This is a genomic window from Rhizobacter sp. P1_G5 (assembly GCF_056405435.1).
Window position 1 is genome coordinate 1 of the sequence record NZ_JBFUCB010000027.1, and the last position, 23206, is coordinate 23206.

The following is a 23206-nucleotide window of genomic DNA, read 5'->3' on the forward strand; positions in this document are numbered from 1 at the left end:
TCTCGGGGCCGTACCGCGTCGGCAGCAGGCTCGGCGCAAAGCGGCCGAAGAAGTCGCGCAGGTYGTCGACGTCGCGCATCAGCATGCGCGGTGCGTGGTTGTTGCCGGCCGCGTCCACCGCCTGCGGCAGGTCGATGATGACCGGGCCGTCACCGGCCAGCAGGATGTTGAACTCCGACAGGTCGCCGTGGATCACGCCGGCGCACAGCATGCGCACCACCTCGCCGATCAGCGTGGCATGGTGCTGCAAGGCCTGCGCTTCGGTGAACGGCAGGTCGTTCAGGCGCGGTGCGGCATCGCCCCGCTCGTCGGCCACCAGGTCCATCAACAGCACGCCGTCGAGGAAGTTGTGCGGCTTCGGCACCCGCACGCCCGCCGCCGCCAGTCGGTACAGCGCATCCACCTCGGCACTCTGCCACGCCGCCTCCTGCTGCTGGCGGCCGAACGCCGTGCCCTTGGCCATCGCGCGCGCCTGCCGGCTGTTGCGCACCTTGCGGTTCTCGGTGTAGTCCACCGCCTGCCGGAAGCTGCGCTTGTGCGCCTCCTTGTAGACCTTGGCGGCGCAGGTCTCGTCGCCGCAACGCACCACGTAGACATCGGCTTCCTTGCCGCTCTTGAGCTGGCGAACGACGCTGTCGATCAAACCTTCGGCAACCAGGGTCTGCAGGCGGGCGGGGATTTTCATCGGGCCGATTCTCAGGCCTTTTTCTGCTCGGGCCTTTTCCGCTCGGGCCCGCGGACTCAGGTCGTCTGCTTCGTCGGCATGATCACCACCTGCTGCAGGTTCACGTGCTTCGGCTGCGCGACGATGAAGCCCACGCTCTCGGCCACGTTCTCCGGTTGCAGGAACTCCATCGTCTTCTCGGCACCGGCCAGCCAGTCCTTCGCGCCCTGGAAGGTCACGTGGCCCTGCAGCTCGGTCGCGACGATGCCCGGCTCGATCATCGACACGCGGATGTTCTTCGGCCCGAGCTCGATGCGCAGGTGCCGCGTCAGGTGGCTCACGTAGGCCTTGGTCGCGGTGTACACGGCGAAGTAGGGGTACAGGTTCTGGCCGGCGATCGACGAGGTGTTCACCAGGTCGACCGTCGCACCCTCGGCCGCGGCCTGCACCAGCTGCGGCACGAACGCATGGATCACGCGCATCACGCCGGTCACGTTCAGGTCGATCTGCTGCTCCCACTCGCCGAGCTTGCGCTCCTCGATCGCGCCCGGAAGCATCACGCCGGCGTTGTTGAAGACCAGATCCGCCCGCCCGTAGGCCGCTGCCACCTGGGCAGCCGCGGCGTCCACCGAGGCCTGGTCGGTCACGTCGACCGGCACCGCGAGGGCCTCGCCGCCGGCCGCGGTGATCTCGGCCACCAGCGTGTCGAGCGCCTCCTTGCGGCGTGCCAGCACCGCGACCCTGGCGCCGCGCGAGGCCAACAACAGCGCCGAGGCGCGGCCGATGCCGCTGGAGGCGCCGGTGATGACCGCGACACGGCCGGCGAGTTGGGTAGCGAACTGGGAAGAGAGAGAAGTCGAAGAGGTGGCCATGAGTTTCGTCCTTGGGTTCTGCGGCGCGACGGCGACGCTTGGGACGAACTCTAGAAATCCAGGCTCAACCTGGGTAGTCCACAAAATCCGTTACTTTGACAACCCGAAGTTGCCAATCATCGGCGTGCCGCACGAGCCCTTCTGGCCAGCGCACGCAGCTCGGCCGGCGGCACGCAGAACTGCTTGCTGTCGCGCAGCCACGCGGTGCTGAAGTCGATGAAGCGCCGCACGCGCCCCGGCATGTCGGCCCGCTGCGCGTAGTACAGGTAGAGGCCCATGCGCTCGCTGACGTGGTTCGTCAGCACCGGCACCAGCCGGCCGTCGCGCAGCGCAGCCGCGGCATTGATGCTGTCGACCTGGCCGAGGCCGATGCCGGCGAGCACCGCGAGGCAGTCGGCCTCGGGCTCGCTGCTGCACAGCACCACCGGCACGTGCTGGAAGACCGCGCTGCCGTCGACCTCGAACTCCCACGGCATCGGGCGGCCGGTGCCGGGCTGGCGGTACGCGGTGCAGCGGTGCTGCAGCAGGTCTTGCAGACGCTCGGGCGCGGGATGCCGTTCGAAGTAGGCCGGCGACGCGCACGCGATCTGCTGGATCGTGAACAGCCGGCGCGCGATGACCTGCGCTTCGGGCGGGTTGCCGGCGCGAAAGCCGACGTCGATGCGCTCGCCGACCAGGTCGGTGAAGCGGTCCTCCAGCAGCAGGTCGATCTGGATCGCCGGGTGCTCCGCCTGGAACGCCGCGAGCATCGGCACCAGCACCAGGCGCGCGACCGCGCCGGCCGCACTGATGCGCACCAGCCCTTCGTCGCTGCGCACCGCGCTGCGGGCGCGCGTCAGGGCATCGACGAGCCCGTCGAGGTTGGGCCGCGCCGCATGCAGCAGGCGCTCGCCCTCCTCGGTCAGCGAGCTCTTGCGCGTGGTGCGGTGGAACAGCCGCACGCCCAGGTGCTGCTCGAGCTGGCGGATCGTCTTGCTGACCGCCTGCGGCGTCGTGGCCTGCGCCTGCGCGGCCTTGTTGAAGCTGCCGAGCTCGGCAACGCGCACGAAAGTCGACAACGCTCGCAGTTCATCCATGCCGGGAGCCTACCGCAGCCCTCGCGCCGCTCCCGCGCCCATGTCAGGGTTTGACATGGTGCGTCGCACATGGTCTTTTTCTTGCTCACGGGCCACAGTCCGTCACGGTCCGGCATCTGCCGACACCGACTGTGCGCCCCTGAGCCAGGCGCCCGGTTCCCCATCCACGCTCACCATCCCACCAGGAGGGAAGGATCACATGCAGAGAAGAACCAGGATCCATCGGGCCATCACCGTGGCCTTCAGCAGCGGCATGGCCTTGGCCAGCGCCCAGCAGGCAGCTGCCCAGGACACGACCCAACAGCAGCTGGAACGCGTGGAAATCACCGGATCGTCGATCCGGCGCGTCGACTCCGAGACGGCCCTGCCGGTCACGATCATCACGAAGGAGCAGATCGAGCGCAGCGGCGCAACCAACATCGAGGCGCTGTTGCAGCGCGTGTCGGCCAGCACCGGCCTGCAGTCGGACACCACCCAGGGGGCGGGCTACGCCACCTCGAACGCCAACATGCGCGGGCTGGGCGCCAACTCGACGCTCGTGCTGCTGAATGGCCGGCGGCTCGCGAACCACCCGTTCGGCAGCATCGGCGGCACCGTCGCGGTCGACCTGAACAGCATCCCGTTCGCCGCGCTGGAACGCATCGAGGTGCTGCGCGATGGTGCGTCGGCGGTCTACGGCACCGATGCGGTCGGCGGCGTCATCAACTTCATCACGCGCCGCGACTACAAAAGCGGACAGCTGACGCTGCGCTACGGCGACACGCAGGCGAATGTCGGCGGCAAGGAGAGCGGCCTGAGCCTCGCTTACGGACAGGGCGACCTGCCGAGCGACGGCTACAACCTGCTGTTCACCGCGAACTACCAGGACAACACCCGCATCCGCGCGATCGACCAGGGCTACTACAACCGCGGCATCACCGAGATCCCGGGCTCGGCGCCGCCGACCTCGGGCCGCGGCTTCCCGGGCCGGCTGGTCGACTTCGGCATCAGCCCCGGCGCCTACCTCGGCACCAACGGCTTCAACGACCCGAACTTCGCGCCCTGCGACCCGAAGCTCACCGTCGTCACCACCGCGGGCACCACGCCGAACGGCCAGCCCAAGCAGGCCTGCCGCTTCATCTACTCGGCCACGCTCGACAACATGCCCGACCAGACCAAGGGCGACCTGTTCGGCCGCCTGACGCTGCGCCTGGACCCGCAGAACGAGTTCTTCACCGAGGCGTCGTATGCACGCAACCACAACATCGGGCGCATCGCGCCGGTGCCGATCGACTCCACTGCGGGGCACCTGAACCCCGACACCGCCAGCTACCCGAGCTTCGCGATCCCCGTCACCAGCCCCTACTACCCGGCCGCACTGCTGGCGACGCTGGGCTACGCCCCACCGGCCAGCGGCATGGCCGAGATCTCGATGCGCGCCGTGCCGGTGGGCAACCGCATCAACGACAACGTCAACGAGCAGGTGCGCGCGGTGGCCGGGCTCAAGGGCACGGCGCAGGGCTGGGACTACGACACCGCGCTGACGGTGGCCCGCGGCAAGGGCACGCTGAGCTACTCGGGCTACATCAGCGAGCCGAAGTTCATCGCCGCGCTGGCCACCGGGCAGATCAACCCGTTCGGCCCCAGCGATGCGGCCGGCGAGGCGCTGCTGCGCTCGACGCTGCTCGAAGGCACGATGCGCAAGTCCACCAGCACCACGACCGTGCTCGACGGCAAGGCGAGCCGCGAGTTCCTCGAGCTGCCGGGCGGGCAGCTGGCGGCGGCCTTCGGCTTCGACCTGCGCCACGAGCAGGCCAAGGACACGCCGGTCAACGACGACTATCGCCAGGGCCTGCACATCGGCGGCGAGGGCTCGGTGCCCGAGACGCGCGCGAGCCGCAACGTGATCGCGGTGTTCACCGAGGTCACGGCCCCGTTCGCGAAGGGCTGGGAGGCCGGCCTCGCGGCCCGCTACGACCGCTACAACGACTTCGGCTCCAGCTTCAACCCGCGCGCCAGCCTGCGCTGGCAGCCGGCCAAGGAGGTGCTGCTGCGCACCGCGGCCGGTACCGGCTTCCGCGCGCCGTCGCTGTGGGACGTGAACAGCCCGCCGTCGATGACCAACACCGCCAACTCGCTGGTCGACCCGAACTGCCCGATCGCCGGCGACTCGCGCTGCGAGAGCCAGTTCAACGAGCGCTTCTCGTCGTCGAGCGACCTGAAGGCCGAGAAGTCGAAGCAGTTCTCGGCCGGCATCGTGCTGGAGCCGGTGAAGTGGCTGTCGACCTCGCTCGACTGGTGGCTGATCAAGAAGACGGACCAGATCAGCGTGGTCACGGGCGATGCCATCCTGACCGACCCGGTGCTGCTGGCGAAATTCGGCAGCCGCATCCACCGCACGGCCGACGGCTTCATCAGCTACATCGACACGCCGGTCGAGAACCTGGGTGACCTGCGCACCTCGGGCATCGACGTCGACGTGACGACGCGCTGGGCCCTGCCCTCGGTCGGCAAGCTGACGGTCGCGCTGAACGGCACCTACGTGGACACCTGGAAGCGCCAGGCCTCCAAGGACGGCCCGCTCACCGACTACGCCGGCACCGCCGGCGACGGCGGCAGCGTGCAGCCGCACCCGCGCTGGCAGCATTCGTTCAGCATCGACCTGCAGCGCGACACCTGGGGCGCGACGCTGGAGAACGTGTTCGTGAAGGGCTGGACCGAGTCGGCCGACCTGGTCGATGCCAACATCGGCGTGCACCAGGAGTACCACGTGAAGGACTCGAGCCGCTGGAACCTCTCGGGCGTCTACACCGGCCTGAAGGACTTCTCGGTGCGCCTGGGCGTGCGCAACCTGTTCGACGAGGAACCGCCGTTCACCGCGGTCGCGTCGTACGGCTCGCATGCCACCGGCTACGCGGCCTCGTTCGCCGACCCGCGCGGGCGCTTCTATTACGCGTCGCTGAGCTACCAGTTCAAGTAAGGCGGCACACGGCAGGCGCCTCGGGAGAGGCGCCTCCTTCGTGGATAATGATAAGAATCATTCTTATCGGCGTAGCTTCCATGCGAAGGATCCAGATCGTCTCCCGCGTTGCTGCCGGCGTGCTCGGCGGCTGGTCCTTCACCTGGGGCTTCGTGGTGCTGGGCATCGCGTTGATGCTGTCCGCCGGCATGCCGTATGCCGATGCGCAGACGCTGCTGTACCTCGTGGCCTTCCTGGTCTACCTCGTCGTGTTCTGCTGGTCGTTCGCGGCCGCGAGCACGGCGCGCGTCTGGCTCGTGCTGTTCGGCGGCGGCGCGGCGATGACCGGGCTCGGCTGGTGGATGACGCGGCTGCCTTCCACCTGAACCCGGCCTGACACCGGACACGCACCATGTTCCCCACCTTCCGACTGTCGATGACGTGGCTGCACACCTGGTTCGGGCTGGTGCTCGGCTATGTGCTGATCGTGGTCTTCTTCTTCGGCTCGCTGTCGGTGTTCGACCGCGAGATCGACCGCTGGGCGATCCCCGAGACGCGTTTCGCGCCGCAGCCGATGTCGTCGTTCGACACGATGCTCGCGCCGATCTTCGCGCGCATGACGCCCGAGGCCGACGAGCTGCAGGCCGCCGCGAAGCGCGTGCGCGGCCCGCTGCCGGCGACGCTCGCGCCGATGAACTGGGGCGCCTACACGACGCACCGCGACCCGGTGCTGTCGCTGTACGCCGAGTACGCGGTGCCGAACAACCCGGACGACCCCGACGACCATGTGCACGGCCATGTGACGATCGACCCGCGCAACGGCCGGCTGCTGCCGGACGACCGGCTGAAGATCGGCAGCGAGTTCTTCTACCCGATGCACTACGGGCTGAACCTGACCTGGAAGGACCTCGGGTACTGGATCGTCGGCTTCGCGGCGCTGGTGATGCTGGCGGCGCTGGTCTCGGGCGTGGTGATCCACCGCCGCATCTTCCGCGAGCTGTTCACCTTCCGCCCGCGCAAGCATGTGCAGCGCAGCACGCTCGACCTGCACAACCTGACCGGTGTGGTCGCGCTGCCCTTCCACTTCATGTTCGCGCTGACCGGCCTGACGGTGTTCGCGAGCATCTACCTGCCGGTCTCCGAGACGCTGCTGAAGCCGCAGGCGATGGCGGCGGCGATGGCCGACGCGAAGGCCAAGGGCCTGCCGTTCAAGCCGGCCGGCGTGCAGGCGCCGCTCGCATCGGTCGATGCGATGGTGGTCGAGGCGAAGCGCCGCTGGGCCGCGCGCGGCATGCCCGGCGAGGTCGGCTACCTGGTTGTGAACCACGTCGGCGACCGCAACAGCTACGTCACGCTGTACCGCGCCGGCRGCGACCGCGTGACGCTGGTCGGCCAGCCGATCCACTTCGAGGGCAGCACCGGCCGCGTGCTGCTGGAAGAGCCGGCGCCGAGCGCGGTGGCCAGCGTCAACGACTTCCTGACCGGCCTGCACCTGCAGCATTTCGAGCACTGGCTGCTGCGCTGGTTCTACGTGTTCGGCGGGCTGTCGGGCTGCCTCTGCATCGCCACCGGCTTCATCTTCTTCGTCGAGAAGCGCAAGCGCCAGCATGCCARGGCCGGCACCGGTGGCGCGCGCTGGGCCGATGCGGTGGCCGTGGCAACCGTCACCGGCATGCTGGTCGCGACGCTGGCCATCCTGGTCGCGAACCGGCTGCTGCCCGCCGAGATGGCGCAGCGCGGCGACTGGGAGRAGGCGAGCTTCTGGGGCGCCTGGGTGATCGCGGCCGTGCATGCGCTGTGGCGCAGCGCGCCGGTGCGCGACGCGCGGCTGTCGCCGGCCTGGGCCGAGCAGTGCAGCGCCATCGCCGCGCTCGCGTTCGCCGCGGTGGCGCTGAACTGGATCACCACCGGCGACCACCTGGTCAAGACGCTCGGCGAGCGCTTCTGGCCGGTGGCGGGGCTCGACCTGGCGCTGCTGGTGGCCGGCGCGATCGCCGCCATGGCCGCCGTCGCGCTGCGGCGCCGCGCGGGCGTGGCGGTCGCCGAGACCGGCGCAGCGGCCCCGGACGACGCGGAGACCGCGAATGCCTAAGGGCCTGCTGTTGACCCTCGCACTGCTGTGCAGCGCCGGCGGCATCGCGTGGCTGGCGCTGGCGATGGAGGTGCACTGGCAGCAGGTGCGCGCCAGCGCGGCCGGGCCGGACCGGCGCACCGCGATCGGCCTGCGCGTGCTGGGCGGCGCCGCGTTGGCGGTGTCGTTCGGGGCCTGCCTGCTCGCCGATCACGTGACGATGGCAGTGCTGGTGTGGGTGATGTCGCTGGCGGCATCCGCCCTGCTGGTGGCGCAGGCGCTGGCCTGGCGACCCCGCTGGCTCGCGTGGCTGACAGCACCCTGGGCGGGAAGGCAATCCCACTGACGCGCAGTGCCTTTCCGCCGGGCGCGGCCGAGAATGGCGCCGCGCCATCGGGGCGTTCCACGGGAGAGGTTCGATGAAGACGACGAAGCTGCTGCAGGTTGCGGCGGGGGGCCTGGTGTCGCTGCTGACCGCCACGTCGGCATGCGCCGCGGGCTGGACGCTGACCGACCTGGGCACGGTGGGCGGCGCCGCCAGCGTCGCGGACGGCATCAACAACGCGGGCCAGGTCGTCGGCTATGCCGAAGCGGCCGACGGTTCGCCCCGCGCGGTGATCTGGACGGCCGGCATCGCGACCGTGCTGAGCCCGGGGCTCGGCCGCGCCCTCGCCGTCAATGCCAGCGGCGTGGCGGCGGGCAGCGTGCTCAGCGCCGACGGCACGGCGACCGATGCCGCGCTGCTGTCGCCCGCCGGCGTGGCCGACGTGGGCACGCTGGGCGGCAGCTTCGCGATCGTCGTCGGGATCAACGACAGCGGCCAGTTCGCCGGCTACTCGCGCCGCGCCGACGGCAAGGACCACGCCTTCCTCGCCACCGCCGCCGGCATGGCGGACCTGGGCACCTACGGCGGCGACTACAGCCAGGCGTATGCGATCAACAACGCCGGGCTGGTCGTCGGCTCCGCGTACGACGCCGCGGGCAAGTCGCGCTGCTTCCTGTCGAGCGGCGGCGGCCTGGTCGATCCGGGCACGCTGGGCGGCACGTTCTGCAATGCCTTCGCGGTGAACGACAGCGGCCAGGTCACCGGCAGCAGCGCCACCGCGGCCGGGATCGGCCATGCGTTCCTTCTTGGCGCGCAGGGCATGGTTGACCTGGGCACGCTGGGCGGCAGCAGCAGCCTCGGCAAGGCGATCAACCGGCACGGCCACGTCGTCGGCTCGGCACGCACGGCCGCCAACCAGACGCATGCCTTCCTGCACGACGGCACGACGATGGCAGACCTGGGCACGCTGGGCGGCACCACCAGCATCGCGACCGGCGTCAATGCGCAGGGCCAGGTCGTCGGCAACTCGACGATCGCCAGCGGCGCGAAGCAGCCGTTTTTCTACGCCGGCGGCGTGATGGTCAACCTGAACACCGCGGTGCCGGGGCTGTCGAACATCAACGCCGACAAGCTGTACCTGAACGATGCGGGGCAGATCGCCGGCACCGGCACCATCGGCGGCCAGCAGCACGCGTTCGTGCTGACGCCGCTCCCCTGATCGAGCGCGCGGCAGCTCAGGCTTGCGGCAGCTCGAGCAGGCGCAGCACCGGATACAGCCGCCACTCGGGCTCCGCATAGCGCTGCGCGGCGAGGAAGATGAAGCCGAGCACCGCATCGCGATCGCCGAGCAAGCCGGGGTGGGCCGCCTTCCATGCCTCGAAGCGATCGCGCAGGCCAGGCTCTTCGGCCAGCAGCCGCTCGGCCTCGTCCTCGAACACGTAGTCGCTGAAGGCCTCCTTCCTGTCGAGCACGCTGTCGAAGAACGCCCAGCGGAACAGGCTGTCGATGCCCAGCGGCTCCAGCACCTCGACGATGAAGCGGTCGTGCGGCCCGCCGAGCGGCACCAGCCAGTCGCCTTCGGCCACGTCGAAGAGGCGGGCCTCGGTCTCGACCTCCAGCTCATCGTGCAGGTGCCGGCCTTCGAACGGCGCCCGCCGTTTCTCGAAGTGCACGATGCGGCAGGCCTCGGCCCGCACGCGGTCGGCGCGCGCCACGCGCTGCAGGCTCACCCCGTGCGCCTGCAGGCGCAGCACCACGTCGTGCCAGGCCTGCGRCAGCAGGTAGGCACGCGGCGGCCGCACGCTGGCGGTGGGCTGCCAGCGGTCGAAGTACGCGATGTCCTTCTCCCACGGCGCCTTCCGGTCGTAGCGCAAGCGCTGGTAGCTGCCGAGGCGGCTCGGTTCATGCACCGCGGTGAAGCCGCCGAAGCGCACGGGCCGGCTGCGCTGCAGGTCGAGCTGCCAGTCGAGCGCGACCGGCGCGCCACCCGCGATCGCCGCGCGATCGGCCGCACGCGCGGCGCGGATCGCGTCACCGTGCGCCACGGTGTGCGCAAGCGCCGCTTCCACCAGCGCGCGCGTGCCGTGGTAGCGCGCCTCGAACGGCTTCAGCATGTGCGTCTCGGGCATGAAGCCGATCGTGTGGTGCAGCGCCGCGTAGCCGGTGGAGAAGCGCGGCGAGTCGAGGAAGTCGGCAATGCCGTCGTCCGGGATCTCCTTCAGCGTGTTCACGTACGGGCACATCGGGAAGCCGCGCTGCGCCATGCCGGCGTACAGCGCGGGCAGCATCGCCTCGCGCAGGTGCGCGCCGGTGCGGCCGCCGAGCTTGTCGGGCTGGGTCGCGATCAGCGTCACCACGTGCTGGTAGTCGGCACCGTTCGAGGTGTGGGTGTCGACCATCACGTCCGGGTCCCAGCGGGTGAACACCTGCGCGAAGCTGCGGGTGTTCAGGCTGTCGGCCTTGATGAAATCGCGGTTCAGGTCGAGGTGGCGCGCATTGCCGCGGAAGCCGAAGGCCTCCGGCCCGTTCTGGTTGACACGGCTGGTGTCCTGCCGGTTCAGCGCCCCGTCGACGTTGTAGACGGGGATGTAGACCAGCACGGTGCGCCCGAGTGCCGCGCGCCGTGCCGGATCGAGGCACAGGTCGCGCAACAGCGCCATGCAGGCGTCGATGCCTTCGGGCTCGCCAGGGTGGATGCCGTTGTTGTTGAAGAACACCGGGCGCCCGGCGGCCTTCACCGCCTGCGGATCGAAGACGCCGTCGGTCGAGAACACGCCGACGTGGATCGGCACGCCGGCGTCGGATCTTCCGGCCTCTTCGAAGCGCAGCCACCCACCGAACGCCTGCGCCAACCGCTGGTGGAAATCGATGCAGGCGCGCCAGGTGGTGGTCTGGTTGCCGTTGCCCCGCTCGAACGGGGTTGCCCAATCGTCGTGATGGATGTCCATCGCCGAAGTCTAGGCGGTACGATCATGCGATGCCGACACCCTCCGAACTCATCGACGAGAAGATCGCGGGCCTCGCCGACTGGCGCGGCGAGATGCTCTCGAAGCTCCGCAAGCTGATCACGCAATCCGACCGCGGCGTCACCGAGGAATGGAAATGGGGCACCGCCGCCTGGTCGCACCACGGGCTGATCTGCACCGGCGAGACCTACAAGAAGGCCGTCAAGCTGACCTTCGCGAAGGGCGCCTCGGTGCCCGACCCCGCGGGCCTCTTCAACTCCAGCCTCGACGGCAACGTGCGCCGCGCGATCGACTTCCACGAAGGCGACAAGCCGGACGCCGAAGCGCTGAAGGCCTTGTTCCGCGCCGCGATCGCGGTGAACAAGGCGTCGGCGTCCTGACCAGGCCTTCAGTCGCCGATGTGAATCGTCACCACCGCGGCACCGACGCCGCCGTGCCGGTCGGTGACGGCGTAGACGAAGTAGTCGACGCCGCTGGTCATGCCTACGGGCGGCGTATAGGTGACGGTGCGGCCGTTCAACACCGCCTGGCCGCCGAAGCTGGTGGCCGTGCCGGGCAACGCGTATGACAACGGCCCCCATCCGCGGTCGTGCGTGAGCCGGGACAGGTGGATCTGCGCGGGCACGCCGGCGGCCGTGCGGATCTCGGTGGAGGCCGCGTGGGGCGGCGTGTCGCGGCCGAGCGCGGCCACGCGCTGGTCGAGCCAGCCGGTGATGGATCCGATGACCGTGTTCTCGATGCCCAGGAAGCCGTGGTAGGCCAGCGGCCCGCAGACATCGGGCGACACGCCGTTGCCCGAGGTGGTGACGCGCACGCCGCCGGTGCCGATGCTGAACGACGCATCGTTGCCCGCGGCGACCAGGCTGTCGTAGAACGCGCGCGATCCGGCCGGCGAGACGCCGGCGCAGCCGTCCTCGGCATGCCACACCACCTGCGTGGGACGGCGCACGTACGAGGGCTGCAACATGGGCACGCCAGGCTTGCCCACCCACAGGCGGTGAGTGCCGTCACTGAGGTCCAGGGTGACGGTGCTGGAGCTGACGATGCCGGTGGCGATGAGGTTCTGCGCCACCACCGAGATCGCGCCGCGGCTGGTGCCGGACAGGAACACGGGCAGGCGGCCGGTGCCGAGCGATTCGAGCACGCGGAGGATGTCGACCGCATGGTCGACCGACACGCGGTAGTAGTCGGTCGCGGTGGTCACGTTCGTCGAGCCGGGCACCAGGCGCGGGCCGGGCACCGGCCGGTCCAGCGCCACGGCGAGGTAGCCCRCATCGGCCACGAGTTGTGCGGTGCGCACGACGAAGTTGTTGGCACCGCCGGTCACGTCGCCGGCGCCGGTGTCCAGGTTGCCGCGGATGGCCATGTTGAAGTCGCCGCCGCCGAGCAGCACCACCACCGCCTTCGGCGGCCTGCCGTCGGACGGCCAGTTGACGAAGTAGTCCATCGTCACCGGGCCGTCGATCGAGACGCGGGTGGTGGTGCTGCCGTAGTAGGCGCAGCCGTTGGACTTGGTGCGCGTGGCCAGCACGCCCTCCGGCGTGACGGTGCTGTCCTGCCGGCAGGTGGCCAGCGTGGCATCGCCGTAGACCACCAGGCGGGCCGTGCCTTCGACGGCGAGGCCGCCCCGGTCGGTGACGCGGTAGGTGAAGGAATCGGTGCCCGCGGTGGCCGGGGCGGCGTAGATCACGTGCCGGCCATCGGGCGAGACGGCGGCCGAGCCGGACTGCGGTGCCGACAGCAGCTCGATGCGGTGCGGGCCGCGCTGGTCGGCGTCGTCGACCAACGGCTTCAGCGTGACGACGCTGTCCGTGTGGACGGCGCGGCGGATCTCGGTGAATGTCGGGACATCGTTGCCCGGGCGGGGGTGGGCGTGGACAGCCGCCGCAGCGGCCACGAGCGCCAGGGCGGCGAGGGTTGCTTTCAAGGTCATGGGGGACTCCTCCGTGAGTGGCGGGGAGCGTACGACCAAGATTCGAGCGCCTCAAACCCTCTTGCGGGGGAGCCCTGCCAGGCCCGGCCGCAATTGCTGCCACCGCCTCGTCGGACGCGTCGCCGCGTCAGGGCTTCCCGGCGGGAGCGGGATTCGCGGCGAGGTGGCGGCCGAGAAATTCGAGGAGGGCCGTGTAGTAGCGCACGCGCGACTTCGTCGACGAGAAGCCATGCCCGTCGTCGTCGAACCACATCCATTCCACCGGCTGGCCGGCGCGCTTGAGCGCGTCCACCATCGCCTTGCTTTGCGAGAACAGCACGCGCCGGTCCAGGTTGCCATGCGCGATGAAGATCGGGATGCGCAGGCGATCCGCATGCTTGAGCGGCGAGACCTCGTCCAGCGCGCCGCGGTTCTTGTCGGGGTCGCCAATGCGATCGCGTGAGACCTCGCGCGAGAGAACGGTCGAGTCGTCCCACCAGCCGCTCGACAGCATGTCGGCCAGGTCGCTGACACCCGCGAAGCTGGCGGCGCAGCGGTACAGCGTGGGCGTCTTGATGGCGCCCCACATCGCCGCGTAGCCGCCGTAGCTGGCCCCGACGATGCACACCCGCGCGGGATCGGTGATCTTTTCCTGGATGAGGTGCTGGACGCCGTCGGTGATGTCGTCCTGCATGCTGCGGCCCCACTGGCGGTAGCCGGCATCCTCGAAGCGGCGGCCGAACCCCGTGGAGCCGCGAAACTGCGGCTGGAAGACCACGTAGCCGGAGTCCGCAAGCATCTGGACCTCGTCGTCCCACTCCCACCGGTCGCGAACATTCGGGCCGCCGTGGATCAGCACCACGGTGGGTGCCGGCGCATCGGAGCCGGTGGGCCGCGTCAGGTACGCCGGAATGCTCAGGCCGTCGCGCGCGGCGTACCGCATCGTCTGCTTGGGATGCATGCCAGCCGGATCGATCTTCGGCATCGCCGCGACGATCTCGCTCAGCTTGAACGTCTGCGTGTCCAGCACGTACCAGCGGCCCGGATCGACATCGCCATAGGAGGTGACCAGCACACGCCCGTTCTTGTCGCCCTGCAGGTCGTTGGTGYGCCCCGGCAGCGCGGCATCGATGCTGGTCTGCAGGCCCGCCCAGCGCGCGTCGAACCAGTAGGTGTGCGGGCGCAGGCCGCCGGTGATGACACGCTCGACGTTCGGCGCGTTGAGCCCTTCGATCAGCAGGATGTCGTCTTGCGCATGCGCCGCCATCACCTCGACATGCCGACGCGAGACGGTGTCGTACTTGAAGACGGCCCAGTTGTCGCGCCCCTGCCGCGATGCCACCGCCAGGGTATCGGCCTGCGGCAGCACGTCGAAGGGGTACCAGACCTCGTTGAATGCACTCGCCGGCCACTCCTGCAGGAGTTGCCAGTCCTCGGTCGACGCGCGGCGGTACCAGTTGCTGATCTTCGCGGTGCCGGACCAGCGGCTCGAATCGATCATCTGGACCGCGCGCAGTTCGCCCGATTCGTCGAAGGCCCAGGCCGCGAGCTTGCCGGACAACGAGACGCGGAACTTCTGCCGGCTGCCGGTGCGTGCGTTCACCAGATCGATGTCGTTGTCGTCGACGTCGCGGTAGACCAACACCGATTCGGCCAGCGGTCCGGTCTTGCTCATGCGCCGGATGAAGCGCTCGCCAAGCGTGGCGACCTGCTTGCCGGACAGGTCGATCGAGAACGACTCGCGGTTGTTGTAGTCGACCGCGAGAAGGTCGTTGGCCACCCAGTTCACCGCGATCGGGATCAGGGCGGATCGGTACCGCGGATCGTGCTCCGGCTTGGCCAGGAGCCGTGGCTGAGCCGCATCGCTCTCGAGGTCGATCAGGAAGGCGGCCGTGGCCGTCTTGACGTAGGCGATGCCCGCGACGTAGCGGCCGTCGGGAGACAGACTGAGCGAGCCCACCTGGGTGCCGGGCTCGGCCAGTGCGAGAAACGGGGCGGCCAGCAGGATCGCGGTCGCGAGGATGCGGGTGAGCATGTTCATGCGGGGAATTGTCGCTGGCGGATTGCTGCGCCCGCTGCGACCAAGGCCCGGCAGCACTGCGCCGTCGAACAAAAAATCGCAGCGGCTCGCTAGCCAGGGCCACGCACTTCGGGGCGTGCCCAGCGTGCAATCGTCGCGAAGGCCTCGTCGACCCGGATCGGCTTCGCGATGTGGTCGTTCATGCCCGCCGCCAGCACCTTCTCCCGGTCCCCGACCATGGCGTTTGCGGTCATCGCGATGACCGGCACGTCCTTCAGGTGCGGCTGCTGGCGCAGCATCCGGGTCGCGGTATAGCCGTCCATCACCGGCATCTGGCAGTCCATCAGCACGCAGTCGAAACCCTGGCGCGCCAGGATGTCGAGCGCCTCCTGGCCATCGCACGCGACGCTGACGACGACGCCGGCCCGGCTCAGCAGGTCGAGCGCCAGCTCGCGGTTGATGGCGTTGTCTTCCACCAGCAGCACACGCGCACCGTTCAGGCGGGTGCGGTGCCGCTGCAGCGCCGCTTCGCGGTGGCCGCTGCGCGTCGGGTGGAGCGATTCGAGGTCCAGCGCCGCGAGGCAGGCGTCGAGCAGCGTCGACGGCGTGATCGGCTTGGTCAGCAAGGCACCGACGGCCAGGTGCTGCTGCTCCAGCCGCCGCTGGACTTCATCGCGGCAAAAGGCCGTCAGCATCAACACCGCGGGCGTCGGATGCCGCGCGGCGCGCGCGGCGAGCCGGCGCGCGCACTCCATGCCGTCCATCCCGGGCATCTGCCAGTCGAGCAACAGCAGGCGGTACGGCGCGTGGCGCTCGTCGGCGAGCGCGACCTTGCGCAGTGCGTCGGTGCCGTCGGCCGCGGTATCGGCGTCCAGGCCCAGCGCAGCGGCCATGCCGGCCAGCACCTCGCGTGCGGCTGCGTTGTCGTCCACGATCAGCACGCGGGCACCGCGCAAGCCCTCGTGGCGCAGCGCGGGTATCGGCGCGGGCGGCTCGGCTTGCAGGCCCAGGCGCAGGCTGAAATGGAACCGGCTGCCGCGGCCCGGTTCGCTGTCGACGGCGATCTCGCCGCCCATCAGCCGCACCAGGTGCAGGCTGATCGCCAACCCCAGGCCGGTGCCGCCGTACCGGCGCGTGGTGGCGGCGTCCGCCTGCGAGAACGGCTCGAACAGGCGGTGCTGCTGCTCGGCCGTCATGCCGATGCCGGTGTCGCGCACCTCGAAGCGCAGTTGCACCGAGCTGCTGTCGCGATCGATCACCTCGATGGACACCAGCACTTCCCCGCGCTCGGTGAACTTGACGGCGTTGTTGCCGAGGTTGAGCAGCACCTGGCCGAGGCGGGAGGGGTCGCCCATCAGTGCGGCCGGCAAATCGGGCGGTTCGACGAACAGCAGCTCCAGGCCTTTTTCCTGGGCCCGCAGGCCGACGGTGTTGGCCAGGTTGTCCATCACGCTGCCGATGCTGAACGGGATGAGCTCCAGGTCCAGCTTGCCCGCCTCGACCTTCGAGAAGTCGAGAATGTCGTTGATGATGCCCAGCAGCGATTCGGCCGACGCGTGCACCTTCTGGACGTAGTTGGACTGCTGCGGGTTCAGCCCGCTCTGCAGCGCCAGGTACGACATGCCGAGGATCGCGTTCATCGGCGTGCGGATCTCGTGGCTCATGTTGGCCAGGAACTCGCTCTTCGCGCGCGTGGCGGACTCGGCCGTGTGCTGGGCCCGCTTCAGGTCGGAGATGTCGAGCGAGATGCCGCCGATGGCGTCAGGCCTGCCGCTGCTGTCGTGCAAGGGGAAGACATGGGTCTGGAAGGTGCGCATCTCGCCGTCCGCGCCGGGCATGCGATGTTCCGCGCGCAGCACCTGGCCCTGGGTGGAGACGCGCCGGTCCTCGACCGCCATGCGCTCGGCGTTGGCCCGGTCGAGCAGGTCGCTGTCGCACTTGCCCACCAGCGACTCGCCCGCATGGCCGAGGACGCTCGCGAGCAGCGCGTTGTGGCGCAGGTAGCGGCCTTCGAGGTCTTTCACGTAGATGGCGGCCGGCACGTTCTCGATGATGGCCTGCAAGGCGTTGCGGCTGCGTTCGAGTTCGGCGGTGCGCGCCGCCAGCCGTTGATGGGCAAGGCGCAGGCGCAGCAGCATGACGGTGGCGCCGACCAGCAGGACCACGCCGGCGAGCAGGCCGATCCACAGCCATCGCGGGTGCAGCCCGGCTGCGTCGTCGGCACCTTGGGCGAAGGCCTCACCGGTCGTGGCGGCGAAAAGGCACAAGCCGGCTCCGAGCAGGCACTCTGCCCGGCAGCTACCGTATCCCGGCCGAATGAGTTTCATCGCACGAAACACCCAGTGTCGACGCGGGCCCAGTGTAGAGCGCCGGCTTCGCCGCCACACGGGTAGTGCCGCGCAACAAAAAAGCCCTGGCGCATCGCTGCGTCAGGGCTTCTTGCACTTCATGGTCCTCGTCGGACCTTCATCTGGTGGAGCCGGCGGGAATCGAACCCGCGTCCGCAAGCCATCATCGAGTAGATCTACATGTGTAGCTGACTGATTTGGTTTTGAGGACAGTGGTCGCGCAGCAGCACGCTACCCCCATCCCGAGTCACTTGATTTAGCCCTTGAACCGAGTGACCCGGCTCAGAGCGATTCCATGTGAATGACTTCGCAGCTCTCAGGTTGCCCCTCAAGCCCAGCCCATGGACGTGCTGTTGCGAAGCCCACCGGTATTACGCGGCGGGGGGTAGCCCTTAGGCGGGGTTTAAGCCGCTTGCAGGAACTTTTCGTCGTTCGCAGTTGATGCGATCCAGTGGTTTTACGAGCGAACTGGTGCTCGACATGCACTATCCCGAATCCGCACCCGCGTCGAAACCAGGTCGGCCCCAGGACTGCGTAGTTTAGGCCATCGCCAGCAGCTTCAAGAGCTCATTTGGGGCATGGACCACATGCTGCGCGCCCCACGCCTGCACCGGCTCGCCGACACCCAGGTAGCCCCAGGCCGCAGCCACCGTCGCCATGCCGGCCGCGTGCCCCGCCTGCACGTCGCGCAGGTCATCGCCGACGTACACGCAGTCATCCGCCGCCACGCCCATCTGCCGCGCCGCCTCCAGCAGCGGCGCCGGGTGCGGCTTCGAATGCGGCGTCGTGTCGCCGCTCACCACCGCGCCGGCCCGCACATCGAGTCCCAGCGCCTTCACCAGCGGGTTCGTGAAACGCTGCGCCTTGTTCGTGACGATGCCCCAGCGCAGGCCGAGCGCCTCGATCGCGTCCAGCATCGCCGGCACCGCATCGAACGCGCGCGTGTGCTGCGTCATGCGCTGCTCGTAGCGGTCGAAGAACTCGTCGCGCAGCGCGATGAAGCCTTCGTCCGCCGGCACCACGCCGAGCGCGATGCCGATCATGCCGCGCGCCCCCGATCCCACCATCGGCCGGAACTGCTCGAACGGCAGCGGCGCGAGGCCGCGCGCCGCGCGCATGTCGTTGCCGGTGCCGGCCAGGTCGGGCGCACTGTCGATCAGGGTGCCGTCCAGGTCGAACAGCACCGCCTTCACGCGCAGGCTCACAGCGGCTTCCTGCAGGCGAACAGGTAGTTCACGCTGGTGTCGGCCGAGAGCCAATAGCGCCCGGTCAGCGGGTTGTATTCCATGCCCCGCGTGCCTTCCAGCGCCAGCCCGGCGCTGCGTGCCCATTGCGCCAGTTCGCTCGGCTTGATGAAGCGCGCGTACTCGTGCGTGCCTTGCGGCAGCAGCTTCAGCAGGTACTCGGCACCGACGATCGCGAACATGAACGCCTTCGCATTGCGGTTGATCGTCGAGAAGAACACCCAGCCGCCCGGCTTCGCGAGCGTCGCGCAGGCCTGCACGATCGACGACGGGTCGGGCACGTGCTCCATCATCTCCATGCAGGTGACCACGTCGAACTGCCCCGGCGCCTCGGCCGCCAGCGCCTCGGCCGCCACCTCGCGGTATTCGATGCCGGTGGTGCCGGCTTCCATCGCATGCAGCTGCGCCACCTTCAGCGCCTTGCCGGCGAGATCGATGCCCAGCACGTCGGCGCCCTTGCGCGCCATCGAATCCGCGAGGATGCCGCCGCCGCAGCCGACATCGAGCACCCGCWTGCCCTTCAGCGCAGCGAGCCGGTCGATCCACTCCAGCCGCAGCGGGTTGATCTGGTGCAGAGGGCGGAACTCGCTGTCGGGATCCCACCAGCGATGAGCCAGGTCGCTGAATTTGGCGAGCTCTTGAGGGTCGGCGTTGATCATGAGGGCGTCAGTTTGACATGTCGGGGCTGACATATTCGAAGCAGAGGCTGAGCAGAGGAATCGCCCCGCAGCAGGTATTCCCCGCGAAAACAAAAAACCCCGCCGAGGCGGGGTTTGTGGTGCATCAGCCGAGGCCGATCACTTGTTGCGCGTACCGACCACTTCGATTTCCACGCGGCGGTTCTTCGCGCGGCCTTCGGCGGTCTTGTTGTCGGCGACAGGCTGCTTCTTGCCCTTGCCTTCGGTGTACACGCGGTTCTTCTCGATGCCCTTGCTCACCAGGTAGGTCTTGACCGACTCGGCGCGAGCGACAGACAGCTTCTGGTTGGCAGCGTCGCCACCGATCGCGTCGGTGTGGCCGACGGCGATGATGACTTCGAGGTTCACGCCCGAGGTCTTGCTGACCAGGTCGTCCAGCTTCGTCTTGGCTTCCGGCTTCAGCGTCGACTTGCCGAAGTCATAGAAAGCGTCAGCGGCGAAGGTGACCTTTTCGGAGACCGGAGCGACCGGCACGACGACCGGTGCGGGGGGCGGTGCGACCGGGGCCGGAGCCGCCGGGGCCGGGGCGGGAGCCGGGGCCTGTGCAACCGGAGCCGGTGCAGGCGGCGGCTTCAGCGCGCCGTCGCAAGCCTGGTTGGCAGTCGCCGGCGTCCAGTTGGCATCACGCCAGCAGAGTTCGTTGGAGCCATTCTTCCAGGGAAGGCCGGTGCTGTTGACCCAGTTGTCAGCACCGTTGGACTGCGCGAACGCAACAGACGCGGAAGCGGCGAGTGCGGCGGTTGCGAAGAGCGATGCCACTTTATTCAGTTTCTTCATGATTCTCCTCTTGAGGAATGTCGCAGATGGCCTGCAAAACGTCCAAACCGGAATCGGAAAGGTACGGTGAAACCCTCGGTTCCGAGCGCCCACCACCGTCGACTGATTGTGCCATAGGGCCTCTAGCGCCCCGGATTTTGGCCCGGGGTCGCGGCTTCGTCCTACGAGAGTCGAATCAGATGTTGCGCAAGCACTACAACGGCCGCGAATTAGAATCGCGGATTGCGCTCACGGGCCCGCCAGCGCCCGTCTTCTCCGGCTCCGCCGACGACCTCGAATGACCCAGTTCGCCAARGAAACCCTGCCSATCAGYCTYGAAGAGGAAATGCGCCGCTCGTACCTCGACTACGCGATGAGCGTGATCGTGGGGCGCGCACTGCCCGATGCGCGCGACGGCCTGAAGCCGGTGCACCGCCGCTCCCTGTTCGCGATGCACGAACTGAACAACGACTGGAACCGGCCCTACAAGAAGTCGGCCCGTATCGTCGGCGACGTGATCGGCAAGTACCACCCGCACGGCGACCAGTCGGTCTACGACACCATCGTCCGGCTGGCGCAAGACTTTTCGATGCGCCACATGCTGGTCGACGGCCAGGGCAACTTCGGCTCGGTCGACGGCGACAACGCCGCGGCGATGCGCTACACCGAAATCCGCCTCTCGAAGATCGCGCACGAGCTGCTCGCCGACCTCGACAAGGAAACGGTCGACTTCGGCCCCAACTACGACGGCTCCGAGAAAGAGCCGCTGGTGATGCCCACGCGGATGCCCAATCTGCTGGTCAACGGCTCCGGCGGCATCGCGGTCGGCATGGCCACCAACATCCCGCCGCACAACCTCAACGAGGTGATCGACGGCTGCCTTCACCTGCTGAAGAACCCCGAGGCCACGATCGACGAGCTGATCGAGATCATCCCGGCGCCTGACTTCCCCACCGCCGGCATCATCTACGGCACCAGCGGCGTGCGCGACGGCTACCGCACCGGCCGCGGCAAGGTCGTGATGCGCGCGAAGTGCCATTTCGAAGACATCGACAAGGGCTCGCGCCAGTCGATCATCGTCGACGAGATCCCGTACCAGGTGAACAAGAAGACCCTGCTCGAGCGCATGGCCGAGCTGGTCCACGAGAAGAAGATCGAGGGCATCAGCCACATCCAGGACGAGTCCGACAAGTCGGGCATGCGCGTCGTGATCGAGCTGAAGCGCGGCGAAGTGCCCGAGGTCGTGCTGAACAACCTCTACAAGCAGACGCAGCTGCAGGACACCTTCGGCATCAACATGGTCGCGTTGATCGACGGCCAGCCGAAGCTCTGCAACCTCAAGGACCTGGTCAGCATCTTCCTCGAGCACCGCCGCGAGGTCGTGACCCGCCGCACCGTGTTCGAGCTGCGCAAGGCGCGCGAGCGCGGCCATGTGCTCGAAGGCCTGGCGGTGGCGCTGGCCAACATCGACGAGTTCATCGAGACGATCAAGACCTCGCCGACCCCGCCGGTCGCGAAGGCCGCGCTGATGAGCAAGTCGTGGGATTCCTCGCTGGTGCGCGACATGCTCTCGCGCGCCGAGGGCGAGACCCCGGGCGGGCGCGACGCCTACCGCCCCGAAGGCCTGCCGCGCCAGTACGGCATGCAGGCCGACGGCCTGTACCGCCTCTCCGACGACCAGGCCGGCGAGATCCTGCAGATGCGCCTGCAGCGCCTGACCGGCCTCGAGCAGGACAAGATCGTCGGCGAGTACAAGGAAGTGATGGCGCAGATCGCCGACCTGCTGAACATCCTCGCCACGCCGTCGCGCGTGACGACGATCATCACCGAGGAGCTGATCGCCATCAAGCTGGAGTTCGGCCAGACCAAGCTCGGCGCGCGCCGCAGCCAGATCGAGCACAACGCGCAGGATCTGGGCACCGAAGACCTGATCACGCCGACCGACATGGTCGTGACGCTCTCGCACACCGGCTACATCAAGAGCCAGGCGCTGTCCGAATACCGCGCGCAGAAGCGCGGCGGCCGCGGCAAGCAGGCCACGCAGACCAAGGAAGACGACTGGATCGACCAGCTCTTCATCGCGAACACGCACGACTACATCCTGTGCTTCACCAACCGCGGCCGCGTCTACTGGCTGAAGGTCTGGGAGGTGCCGCAGGGCTCGCGCAATTCGCGCGGCAAGCCGATCGTCAACATGTTCCCGCTGCAGCAGGGCGAGAAGGTCAACGTGGTGCTGCCGCTGACCGACGGCTTCCGCAGCTTCCCGGCCGACCACTTCGTGTTCATGTCGACCGCGCAGGGCGTGGTCAAGAAGACCGCGCTCGACGAATTCAGCAACCCGCGCAAGGCCGGCATCATCGCGGTCGACCTCGACGAGGGCGACTTCCTGATCGGCGCCGCGCTCACCGACGGCAAGCACGACGTGATGCTGTTCAGCGACGGCGGCAAGGCGGTGCGCTTCGATGAAGACGACGTGCGCGCGATGGGCCGCGGCGCCCGCGGCGTGCGCGGCATGATGCTCGACGACGGCCAGAGCGTGATCGCGATGCTGGTCGCCGAGGACGAGACGCAAAGCGTGCTGACCGCCAGCGAGAACGGCTACGGCAAGCGCACGAGCATCGTCGAGTACACCCGCCACGGGCGCGGCACGAAGGGCATGATCGCGATCCAGCAGACCGAGCGCAACGGCAAGATCGTCGCCGCGACGCTGGTGCGCCCGGACGACGAGATCATGCTGATCACCGACAAGGGCGTGCTGGTGCGCACCCGGGTCTCCGAGATCCGCGAGCTGGGCCGCGCAACGCAGGGCGTCACGCTGATCGCGCTCGACGGCGGGTCGAAACTGAGCGGCCTGCAGCGCATCGTCGAGAACGATGCCAATGCGGACGGAACCGAGTCCGGGGAAGCCCCCGGCGATGGCACGGGCGACGCCCCGACGGAAGGGGAAGCCTGATGAACCGCCACCTGATCACGATCGCGCTGCTGGGCAGCACGGCGCTGGGCGCCTGGGCCCAGTCGACTCCGGCCACGCCGGCCACCGCATCGGCCCCCGCCACGCCGTCCAGCCCTGCGAAGAAGGCCCTGGTGCAGCGCGTGCTGACGCTGCAGCAGCCGGCGCTCGAGAACACCGCCCGCGAGGTGGCCGAGCGCCCGGCGATGCAGCTCACGAACGCCGCGCAGCAGTACCTGCAGCAGCGCGTGCCGGCCGACAAGCGCGAAGCCATGTGGACGCAGGTGCAGGCGGCCGTGCGCAAGTACCTGGCCGAGGCGGTGCCGCTGGTCAAGGACCGCGCGCTGGCGCTGAGCCAGACGGCAC

General features: G+C 68.9%; 17 protein-coding genes, 1 other RNA gene and 1 pseudogene. 8 read left to right on the forward strand and 11 right to left on the reverse strand.

Annotated features, from left to right (window positions below; genetic code table 11):
• The 3 genes from AC1D12_RS03685 to AC1D12_RS03695 all read right to left on the reverse strand — a co-directional run.
• A partial coding sequence (locus AC1D12_RS03685; protein WP_477838908.1) for a PA4780 family RIO1-like protein kinase occupies positions 1-685 on the reverse strand: 685 nt, incomplete at its 3' end.
• A 56-nt stretch (positions 686-741) separates the two neighbouring features.
• Entirely contained in the window at positions 742-1536 is a 795-nt protein-coding gene (locus tag AC1D12_RS03690) for an SDR family oxidoreductase (RefSeq protein ID WP_477828047.1), read from the reverse strand.
• Between the two features lie 116 nt (positions 1537-1652).
• Entirely contained in the window at positions 1653-2612 is a 960-nt protein-coding gene (locus AC1D12_RS03695; protein ID WP_477838909.1) for a LysR family transcriptional regulator, read from the reverse strand.
• A 199-nt stretch (positions 2613-2811) separates the two neighbouring features.
• Between AC1D12_RS03695 and AC1D12_RS03700 the strand changes: the two genes are divergently transcribed.
• The 5 genes from AC1D12_RS03700 to AC1D12_RS03720 all read left to right on the forward strand — a co-directional run bounded on the left by AC1D12_RS03700 (position 2812) and on the right by AC1D12_RS03720 (position 9165).
• Positions 2812-5571: a TonB-dependent receptor plug domain-containing protein gene (locus tag AC1D12_RS03700; RefSeq protein WP_477838912.1), complete on the forward strand. Its 2760-nt coding sequence runs from the start codon at positions 2812-2814 to the stop codon at positions 5569-5571.
• A gap of 80 nt (positions 5572-5651) precedes the next feature.
• Positions 5652-5936 carry an iron uptake protein gene (locus AC1D12_RS03705; protein ID WP_477827009.1) on the forward strand — a complete coding sequence of 95 codons (285 nt, stop codon included), beginning with the start codon at positions 5652-5654 and terminating at the stop codon, positions 5934-5936.
• A 26-nt stretch (positions 5937-5962) separates the two neighbouring features.
• Entirely contained in the window at positions 5963-7642 is a 1680-nt protein-coding gene (locus AC1D12_RS03710; protein WP_477838914.1) for a PepSY-associated TM helix domain-containing protein, read from the forward strand.
• Between the two features lie 10 nt (positions 7643-7652).
• The gene (locus AC1D12_RS03715) at positions 7653-7967 is read left to right on the forward strand and encodes a DUF3325 domain-containing protein (RefSeq protein WP_477838916.1); all 315 of its coding nucleotides are present in this window, start codon (positions 7653-7655) and stop codon (positions 7965-7967) included.
• 73 nt (positions 7968-8040) lie between these two features.
• Positions 8041-9165: a hypothetical protein gene (locus AC1D12_RS03720; RefSeq protein ID WP_477826171.1), complete on the forward strand. Its 1125-nt coding sequence runs from the start codon at positions 8041-8043 to the stop codon at positions 9163-9165.
• 16 nt (positions 9166-9181) lie between these two features.
• Here AC1D12_RS03720 and AC1D12_RS03725 read toward each other — a convergent pair whose 3' ends face one another.
• The gene (locus AC1D12_RS03725; RefSeq protein WP_477838917.1) at positions 9182-10894 is read right to left on the reverse strand and encodes a M14 family zinc carboxypeptidase; all 1713 of its coding nucleotides are present in this window, start codon (positions 10892-10894) and stop codon (positions 9182-9184) included.
• 29 nt (positions 10895-10923) lie between these two features.
• On the opposite strand from AC1D12_RS03725, the gene AC1D12_RS03730 reads away from it, so the two are divergent.
• Positions 10924-11292: a DUF1801 domain-containing protein gene (locus tag AC1D12_RS03730; RefSeq protein WP_465113988.1), complete on the forward strand. Its 369-nt coding sequence runs from the start codon at positions 10924-10926 to the stop codon at positions 11290-11292.
• An 8-nt stretch (positions 11293-11300) separates the two neighbouring features.
• Here the strand turns inward: AC1D12_RS03730 and AC1D12_RS03735 are convergent, their stop codons facing one another.
• The 7 genes from AC1D12_RS03735 to ompA form a co-directional block, all read right to left on the reverse strand.
• On the reverse strand, positions 11301-12845 hold the full coding sequence (locus AC1D12_RS03735; RefSeq protein ID WP_477838919.1) for an Ig-like domain-containing protein: 1545 nt from the start codon (positions 12843-12845) through the stop codon (positions 11301-11303).
• Between the two features lie 127 nt (positions 12846-12972).
• Entirely contained in the window at positions 12973-14865 is a 1893-nt protein-coding gene (locus AC1D12_RS03740) for an alpha/beta hydrolase family protein (protein WP_477838921.1), read from the reverse strand.
• An 89-nt stretch (positions 14866-14954) separates the two neighbouring features.
• Positions 14955-17111 (reverse strand): PAS domain-containing hybrid sensor histidine kinase/response regulator, encoded by a 2157-nt coding sequence (locus AC1D12_RS03745; RefSeq protein ID WP_477838923.1) that lies wholly within the window; start codon positions 17109-17111, stop codon positions 14955-14957.
• Between the two features lie 204 nt (positions 17112-17315).
• Positions 17316-17718, reverse strand: a transfer-messenger RNA (tmRNA) gene (ssrA, locus tag AC1D12_RS03750).
• 13 nt (positions 17719-17731) lie between these two features.
• Positions 17732-18397, reverse strand: coding sequence for a phosphoglycolate phosphatase (gph, locus tag AC1D12_RS03755; RefSeq protein ID WP_477826541.1), 666 nt, complete (start codon positions 18395-18397; stop codon positions 17732-17734).
• Positions 18394-19095: a bifunctional 2-polyprenyl-6-hydroxyphenol methylase/3-demethylubiquinol 3-O-methyltransferase UbiG gene (ubiG, locus tag AC1D12_RS03760; RefSeq protein ID WP_477838925.1), complete on the reverse strand. Its 702-nt coding sequence runs from the start codon at positions 19093-19095 to the stop codon at positions 18394-18396. Before ubiG ends, gph begins: the two co-directional genes overlap by 4 nt.
• 138 nt (positions 19096-19233) lie before the next feature.
• Entirely contained in the window at positions 19234-19911 is a 678-nt protein-coding gene (ompA, locus tag AC1D12_RS03765) for an outer membrane protein OmpA (RefSeq protein ID WP_047505854.1), read from the reverse strand.
• Between the two features lie 277 nt (positions 19912-20188).
• Between ompA and gyrA the strand changes: the two genes are divergently transcribed.
• Together gyrA and AC1D12_RS03775 are read left to right on the forward strand one after the other, a co-directional pair.
• The gene (gyrA, locus tag AC1D12_RS03770) at positions 20189-22843 is read left to right on the forward strand and encodes a DNA gyrase subunit A (protein WP_465113996.1); all 2655 of its coding nucleotides are present in this window, start codon (positions 20189-20191) and stop codon (positions 22841-22843) included.
• Positions 22843-23206: pseudogene (locus tag AC1D12_RS03775) on the forward strand (hypothetical protein); the annotation flags it as partial. The gene gyrA and the pseudogene AC1D12_RS03775, both read left to right, overlap by 1 nt.